General features: G+C 66.6%; 3 protein-coding genes and 3 pseudogenes. 3 read left to right on the top strand and 3 right to left on the bottom strand.

Annotated features, from left to right (window positions below):
• Positions 1–224 precede the first annotated feature (224 nt).
• Together ACZ53N_RS36350 and ACZ53N_RS36345 are read right to left on the bottom strand one after the other, a co-directional pair.
• Positions 225–602, bottom strand: a pseudogene (locus ACZ53N_RS36350) (S41 family peptidase); the annotation flags it as partial.
• A 77-nt stretch (positions 603–679) separates the two neighbouring features.
• Positions 680–1,125, bottom strand: a pseudogene (locus tag ACZ53N_RS36345) (helix-turn-helix domain-containing protein); the annotation flags it as partial.
• Positions 1,126–1,741: 616 nt separating this feature from the next.
• Here ACZ53N_RS36345 and ACZ53N_RS36340 point away from each other — a divergent pair.
• Positions 1,742–2,698, top strand: a pseudogene (locus tag ACZ53N_RS36340) (IS481 family transposase).
• Here the strand turns inward: ACZ53N_RS36340 and ACZ53N_RS36335 are convergent.
• Entirely contained in the window at positions 2,695–2,904 is a 210-nt protein-coding gene (locus tag ACZ53N_RS36335) for a transposase (RefSeq protein ID WP_469144995.1), read from the bottom strand. The pseudogene ACZ53N_RS36340 and the gene ACZ53N_RS36335 overlap by 4 nt on opposite strands.
• 323 nt (positions 2,905–3,227) lie before the next feature.
• On the opposite strand from ACZ53N_RS36335, the gene ACZ53N_RS36330 reads away from it, so the two are divergent.
• Positions 3,228–4,046, top strand: a complete 819-nt coding sequence (locus ACZ53N_RS36330) for a formyltransferase family protein (RefSeq protein WP_469144994.1) — start codon at positions 3,228–3,230, stop codon at positions 4,044–4,046.
• Positions 4,047–4,477: 431 nt separating this feature from the next.
• Positions 4,478–4,729, top strand: coding sequence for a helix-turn-helix domain-containing protein (locus ACZ53N_RS36325; protein ID WP_469144993.1), 252 nt, complete (start codon positions 4,478–4,480; stop codon positions 4,727–4,729).
• The last annotated feature ends 115 nt before the right edge of the window (positions 4,730–4,844 follow it).

Raw genomic sequence — 4,844 nt, 5'->3', positions numbered from 1 at the left:
TGACCAGCCGCCCCGGCCACCTACGACACGAAAGACCTTGGAGAACCCGACCACCGCGCCGGGCCCCCACCATGCCCACCCCCCGATACCGCCTCGATCAACCCCACAGCATCACCTCGTCACCCCAAGCGAAACAGCGAGGTCAGGCCCACCATCGACCGAGTACAGAATGCCCACCGTCGGATCTGGTGGCGCCCATGCCACAGGTGTCAGCAGCCCTGCGGCCCGACGATCGTACGGGTCAGCTTCTCCACGACCAGCTCGCTGGTGTTGCCGCCCGCGTTGCCCCGGACGTCCACGATCAGCGCCGGGCGGGACATCTCCATCCGCAGGTCCCGGTTGAACTGCGCCCACCCCGAACAGCCCATGTCGGGGATGTGCAGATAACCGCACTTGCCGCCGCTCAACTCCCGGACGACCGCCCGGCGCTTGGTCACCCAGTCCTGGTAGCGCAGCGGCCGCTCGTCGATCAGCGGCACGACGGCCACCCGGCGGGCGGGCGGGGGCATGGCGTCGTCCGCCCCCTCCTCCGGGGCTGCGGTTCTGGTTATCGCGCGCCGACTGGGTGTCACCAGAAGACGGTCCGCAAGTGGCTGCACCGGTTCAACGACGGGGGCTTGGACGGGCTCGATGACCGGCCGGGCTGCAGGCGCAAACGCCGGATCGCTGAGCTTCTTGAGCGTTGCTTCTCCAGAGTGAGGACGGCTTTGACGATTGGCGTGAGCTTGTTGGGGCTGATGCGGGCTTTGCGGAAGAACCGCCAGACTTTGAGTCGTGCGAAGGTCCGTTCGGCGGGCGAGCGGAGCGGCGACCGTTTCTCCAGCGCCCTGGCAGGCGACGTATTCCGGGCGGGCTTGTCGCAGCGCGCGGGTGAGTGAAGGGGGCGCGGGCGGCCAGGTGGGTGATCACTCCGTGTACCTAGGCGTGGGCGGTGCTCTCGCTGATCCGGAACCCGGCGGCGATCTGGGCGAGGGCGTCGTGCTCGCGCAGGGACACGAGCGTGATGAGGTCCCGCTGGAAAGCCGGCAGCTTGCACCGGCGGTCACCCTCCCGGGTGACGGTCAGTATCGTGACCCACTCCACGAGCGCACGCGGAAGGACCAGTGAGGCAGGACAGGCAACCAACAAGGCTCCCTGACGAACGAGTTGAGACGTGAGATCCCTCGCTCAACCGTCCGGGAGCCTCGTCCGTCAGGAGCCCTTGTCTGTCACCCGATCAGTGGCCAACCCGAAGAAGCTCACTGAGGACGGACGCTCCCGGGTCATCGCCATGGTCAGGCTTATCCCGCCCGGCAGGCTGGAGATCCAGCCGCAGTGAGCTGTGAGAGGCCGGTGTGGCAGGGCTGGAGGAGTGGACCCCTGGACGCACTGGCTGCCATCGCCGGGACCGAAGGAATCCGGGGTGAGCCGGTCGTAGGTCCGCCGGATCCTACTAGCCGAGGGCGTGCGCTGGCGCCCGTACCTGGACCACCAGCCGCGGCCTGAGGTTCTCCCCCAGAAGGACCCGGATCGTCGGCCTCTGCATCAGCCCGCCGCCGGACGCCACGGTGATCTGCGCCGACGAGCTGAGCCCGGTGATCCCGCGCGCTTTCCCGCTGGCACCGGGCGAGCCACCCGGCCGCTTGCGCGCGGCGGCTAGCTGTATTGATCAGGAGCGTTGTTGACACTCGTGGGTTCTTGATCGTGGCGAAGACCTCCGGTGTGGTGGAGCTGTCTAGGACTGCACCGCACGGAGGTCTTCGTGTCCCACCGTAATGCCCGGCTGACCGTTCACGGCAGACGGCTGCTGGTCGAACGTGTCTGCTCCGGCCGTCCAGTCGCGCATGTCGCGGCGGAGATGGGCATCTCGCGTGCCACCGCACACAAGTGGGTCCGCCGCTGGCGGGCCGAAGGGGAGCGGGGACTGCACGACCGGTCCAGCCGGCCGCGCAGGACACCGCACCGGACCCCGGCGGCGGTCGAGGCCAAGATCTGCCGGCTGCGGCACGCCCGCAAGCTCGGCCCTGCCCGCATCGGGCCGATCCTGGGCCTGGCCCCCTCGACCGTGCACCGGGTCCTGACCCGCCACCACCTGCACCGGCTGGCCTACCTGGACCGGCCCACGGGAGAGGTGATCCGCCGCTACGAGCGCCAGCGGCCCGGCGAGCTGGTCCACGTGGACGTCAAGAAACTCGGCCGGATCCCCGACGGCGGCGGCTGGCGGATCCACGGCCGGGCAGCCTGCCCGGGCCGCCGCCGCACCACCGGATTCGACTACATCCACTCCGCCGTCGACGACCACACCCGCCTGGCCTACAGCGAGGTCCACTCCGACGAGAAAGCCGGCACCTGCGCCGGCTTCCTCCAGCGAGCCGCCGCCTTCTTCACCGCTCACGGGATCAGCCGGATCGAACGCGTCCTGACCGACAACGCCTAGCCCTACCGCAAGAGCACAGCCTGGCGACAGGCCCTGGACGGCCTCGGCGCGACGGGCAGGCTCACCCGCGCCTACCGGCCCCAGACTAACGGCAAGGTCGAACGCTTCAACCGCACCCTGCTCGACGAATGGGCCTACCTACGGCCCTACACCAGCAACGACGAGCGAACCGCAGCCCTGACAGACTTCCCCCACACCTACAACCACCACCGCTGCCACACCGCACTCGCAGGCCAGCCACCAATCAGCCGCGTCAACAACGCTGCGGGTCAATACAGCTAGCTCGGCCTCCACCGAGTCCGCGTACGTGGCTGGTGAAGTGCCCCGGGACGTCGAGTGAGACCCCGGCGCCGGCCGTCGGCTCGGATCCAGTTCCGCAGCGTCTCGGTGTTCACCCCGAGATCCTCGGCGACTGACCTCGACCGGTACAACCCCACCGCGTCCGCCTTGAACTCCAGCGGGTAGTGCTTCAGGGCGGACTCCAGCAACCGCTTCGTCAGCAGCTGGAGTAGACCGCGCTGCAGAGCCGCGACACAGATCGTCGGTCAGTCGACCGTCCACCGCCTTTGCGTGGTGCGGCTCGGCCTCCTCGACAGCCCGGGCCGGTCACATTCTCGCTGTTCATCGATGCATCTGCCCTTGACCAGGAGTTACACAGAGCGATTTACAGATCGGACATCACCGCGTTTGAAGGGACCGCGGGAGCCCCGGTTGAGTGGTGTTGGTATGAGGGCCGGGGCGCCGGGGGATGCCGTCACTACGGTGAACGGCGTAGGGATTTACCGTCCAGCCTTGGAGGGAGGGACCGCTCGTGCGCATCTTGGTATGTACTCAGCGTGATCTCGTGGCGTGTGTGGCGCTGAACCGGCTGCTGCCGGGGCTTGACGGGCACACCGTGGAAGTAGCACTGCACGAGCCGCCATCGGGTGATCCTGGCTCGAGGAACCCCTGGGAGCGTCAGCGGTGGTTCGAGGGGGCGCTCGCCCGTCATGCAATTTTCCTGCCCATGGACCGGCTGCCGCACCCGGTTGGCGATCTCCTGACGTTTCATCATCTTGCGCGCAGGCATGCCGTCCGGTTCCATGCCATCGACATCAACACAGGCGACGGTTACAAGATCGCCTACAGCTTCCGACCGGACGTGATCCTGTGCGTGCGATTCCGCCGGGTCTTCAAAGAGCCGATCCTCTCCCTTCCCTCCCTCGGCGTGCTCAGCCTCCATCCCGGAGCCCTTCCGCGGTACGCGGGCCTTGCGGCGCCCGTACACACGCTGCTCGCCGGAGAGGGAAATCTCACCAGCACTCTGCACGTGAGCGACTCAGGCATCGATACCGGACCGGTGATCGCAAGCGTCGACTTGCCGGTCGACTGGACACGCTCGCTCTTCTGGCACCTCCCGCCACTGTACGTGCGAGGGGTGGAACTGTTCCTGCGTGAGGCACTGCCCGGCCTGGCTGAAGGCAGCAGACCACTGGCACAGCCACAGGACCGCACCCGAAGGCGATACCACCGTGAGCTAACGCCGCAAGAGATCACCGTGTTTGAACGACGATTCCTGCCCTTTCTCAACGAACGTGACTACGCGGAAACCGTCAGGCGTTTCGGAGCCGACTGGCCGCGCACGAGCTGAAACGGAACCTCCCGCGCCCGTCAGCATGGCGCACCCCCATCGAGCTCCTGATGCCCCTAGGAGCCGCTCTTCCGCCCAAGGTAGGGGGATGCTTCTCCTGGCAGCCACCCCATGCGCCGCCGCTGCCAGGCGCACCCCTGGACCAGTCCCCCTTCACCGGAAGGTATTCAGTTTGAATAACCTTCTTGGCTCCTCGCCGAGATCCACAGAAACCCACCCTTCCAGATTTTGGCGAGTTCAGCTAAGCTACTCCCAGCCTTAATCGGCGATACGGTAAGACAGCCCCCCAGGTATCCGACTCTGGGGGGCTGTCTTGCGTATTGCTGATTGCTGTTACGCGAGTATTTCTCCGCAGCTTTTGGGGTTACTGACCTTGCGGGCGTGATGTGGTAAGGGCTGACGGGTGGTGATCGTCGCGGTATGCCGGGGACATGAGGTATCCAAAAGGTGGTGGGCTGACCGATGAACGGGGGGAGTTCCGTGAGGGGATCCGCGTGGAAGCGGCTGGGATGTTCGTTGACGGGCAGCCGAGCGGGGTGATCATGAAGCGATTACGGGTGAGTGTGCGCTCGGTCCGGCGGTGGCGGCAGGCATACGAGGCCGGCGGGGAAGCCGCACTGCTCTCGAAAGGGCCTGCATCCCGCCCGAAGCTGAGTGACAAGCTGTTGGGCTCTGACCCTTGATCCTGGACACACGAGACACTGAGCCTTTTCCAACCTGATGGGGGCCGGGCGGGGGTGGTTGGGCTGTACGTAGTGGTGAAGCTCCTGGTAGACGGGTTGTCGACCAGGATCAACC

The sequence above is a fragment of the Streptomyces sp. NPDC033229 genome, assembly GCF_055576875.1.
The sequence above is the reverse complement of the archived record's forward strand: the minus strand, read 5'-3'. Positions and strand labels throughout refer to the sequence as shown.

Bases quoted from the DNA above. Each gene is read 5' to 3' on its own strand.
- ACZ53N_RS36325 (WP_469144993.1), top strand. From the start codon at position 4,478: ATGAGGTATCCAAAAGGTGGTGGGCTGACCGATGAACGGGGGGAGTTC.